This is a genomic window from Aquiflexum sp., assembly GCF_041749095.1.
GTDB lineage: Bacteria > Bacteroidota > Bacteroidia > Cytophagales > Cyclobacteriaceae > Aquiflexum.
In genome coordinates this window covers 1-2,925 of sequence record NZ_JBGTCA010000323.1, presented here as the reverse complement: position 1 = coordinate 2,925, position 2,925 = coordinate 1, and the positions used below count along the sequence as shown (strand labels likewise).

Here is a 2,925-nt window from a genome sequence, read left to right as displayed (position 1 = left end):
GCTTATCAGGCTGGGCCGGATCGTGCCGATGCCTCTGGAAGATACCGTTTTCACGGTCCATAGTGTGCAACCCATCCCCGGCAGTGCCTATCCAAAAGGTTCCCCGGCTATCTTCGAAAAGACTACTGACTTTGTTGTTGATCAGGGACTGCAGATTGTCCGGATCGTGCAGGTACCGCTTGAATGTACCGGTTTTTTTATCAAAGCGGTTTAAACCGCCTTCATCTGTTTCCCCACCTTCACCGTTCCAGGCACTGCCTGTCCCCACCCATAAGGTACCTTCCCGGTCTTCATACAGCATACGTACCCGGTTGCAACTTAAACTGGTAGAATCCTTTGGGTTGTGGGAAAAGTTTTGGAATTCACCTGATTTGGGGTCGTATCGGTCCAGGCCGCTGGTTGTACCTATCCAGAAAATGCCATCCTGGTCATGAATGATACTGCGTATGGTATCACTGCTCAAACTATTCGGATTTTCTGGATCATGCCGATAATGGGTAAAGGTTTCCGTGCTAGGGTCCAGTCTGTCCAGTCCATCCATCCATGAAATGATCCAGATAATCCCTTGCCGGTCTACATAAATGTTTTCAAGCCGGTTGTTTACCAATGATAGGGGGTCGGAAGGATCATTGTTAAATATTTTGAACCGGTACCCATCATATTTAAATAATCCCCCTTTTGTGGCTATCCACATATAGCCGTTCTTATCCTGAGCAAAGCCGCCCACACCACCATGTGAATCACCGGTTGGTAGCACCACCTTGTTAAAGGTGATCTGTTGCGCCCGCAGGGAATAAAAAAACAGCAACAGCATAAAAATAGCGAAAAACGAGAACAGTGGCTTTTTCATAGCAACATCTTTGGATCGACTGTTGGGGAACACCAAATAAATTTAATGTGAAAAAATTATAAAATAATTCTTTTTGCAAAATAATTGGGGGTATTACCTGAGCTTTATCTTAGAAAACATTGGCTTGGTTTTGAGAAGTTTATATAGCAAAATTCATTTCGAAGGTTAAAGAATACTGGCCTCATTTTGAATCTGGTTTTGTTTCTGGAAGAAAACTTACAGGAAGTGTTATTATAAACTCAGCTCCTTCTCCTTCCATAGTTTCCATATTGATTTTCCCTCCATGGGCTTTCACAATATCATAACTCAAAGACAATCCCAAACCCGTTCCCTGCCCCGTCGGCTTTGTGGTAAAGAAAGGCTGGAAGATCTTGTTTTTGAGGGAGTCGGGGATGCCGGGGCCGTTGTCCTGAACCGAAATCTGGATTTTGTCGCCGAGGTTTTTGGTGGAGACAATGACTTGCGGTTTATTTTGAATTTCGAATGATGAATCCTGAATGATGAATTTCGAACTACAAGCCTGAAAAGCATTGTTGATAATATTCAGCAAAACCCTTCCAATGTCCTGGGGTATTAGGTTGACTTTGGGCAGGTCGGGATCAAAATGGGTTGTAAAGTCAACTTGGAAGTTTTTATCCTTAGCCCTCATCCCATGGTAGGATAGTCTCAGGTATTCATCTGCCAAGGCATTGATATCTGTAAGTACTTTTTCCCCTGAACTGGCTCGGCTATGTTCCAGCATGCCTTTCACAATTGAATCCGCCCGTTTGCCGTGGTGGTTGATTTTCCCCAGATTCTCTTTGATATCCCCAAGAATTTCACTGACCAAAGTCTCGTCTCTTGCTTCTTGGCTCTTGGCTCTTTCTTCTTCAATCTCTTCCACCAACTCCGCACTTACCTCACTAAAATTGTTAACAAAGTTCAAGGGATTCTGGATCTCATGGGCAATACCGGCTGTGAGCTGACCGAGACTTGCCATCTTTTCGGACTGGATAAGCTGCGCTTGGGTGGATTTCAAGTTTGCATGCGCATGAGCGAGTTCATCATAAGCAACTTTCAATTCCGCTGCTTTTTGCAATTCGAGTTCTTTACGTTGTCCTTCAGCCCGTTCGCGCTCTTTTTGGATCAGCCGCCGCCGCTGCACGCGATCGAATGCAAACACCAGCAGCCCTAGAAGCACTGCATAGCTCCCATAGGCCCACCAGCTACGCCACCAGGGTGGCAAAACTTTAAAAGTGTAACTAACCGGGTCAGTCCATACCCCGTTGGCTCCTTGTGCTTTGAGCTTAAAAGTATAAGTGCCTTCACTGATATTGCCAAATGAAGCATTGCTTCTGCTGGTAAGAGGGCTCCAGTCTTTGTCATATCCCTCCAGCATGTATTGGTATTTTACCATAAATGGCCGGGAGGTTTCAATGGCGGCAAATTCAAATGAAATATGATTAAGCTCATGGGGCAGTATTAATTTTTCAGGTACTGGATAGAAAGGTCTGATTCCATCAAACTGAATGCGTTCAAACCGTTTTTGCAAAATATCCCTTTCGGATTCTGTTAATTCCCTCCCGAAAAGGCCCACCTCTTCAGTGACGTAAGCAGGGGTAGTCATGCTGTCAATCGCAACAGGCTTTTCATTTAAATCGTACCAGGGAATATTCTCACCGTTTATTTTTATGGATTGAATGACCAGGGTTGGGGCTTCCATATTCTTTTTCAATGTCACAGGGTCAAACCGTACCAAGGCTGTTTTTTCGCTGCCCGTGCCTGCCCATATTATGCCCTTACTGTCTAAGAACATAGAGTTTTGCCCTATATTTACACTCTTTACCGGATAGCCTGTATTGGAGTTGTATATTACTATATCGGTCAGTTTAGCAAAGTCATGGGAAGGGTTAAAAAGGGTGATTCCAAGGTTGGTGCCAATAGCCATTTTACCATCGGACATTTGAATAACTTGCGTCACAACATTATCGGGTAAGCCATCCGCTATTTTAAAACTTTTAAACATCGTTGAAGAAATGATGTCTATTTTCTTTCCTTTATTTTCGGATAATATCCTCACATCTCCTGCACGCATC

General features: G+C 44.2%; 2 protein-coding genes. Both read right to left on the bottom strand.

Annotation, left to right across the window (positions count from 1 at the left end):
- The coding region (locus ACEW8O_RS14895) for a two-component regulator propeller domain-containing protein (protein WP_373495419.1) at window positions 1-850 on the bottom strand (850 nt) is incomplete at its 3' end.
- A gap of 181 nt (window positions 851-1,031) precedes the next feature.
- Window positions 1,032-2,925, bottom strand: a 1,894-nt coding sequence (locus tag ACEW8O_RS14890; protein WP_373495418.1) for an ATP-binding protein, incomplete at its 5' end; no start/stop codon positions are given.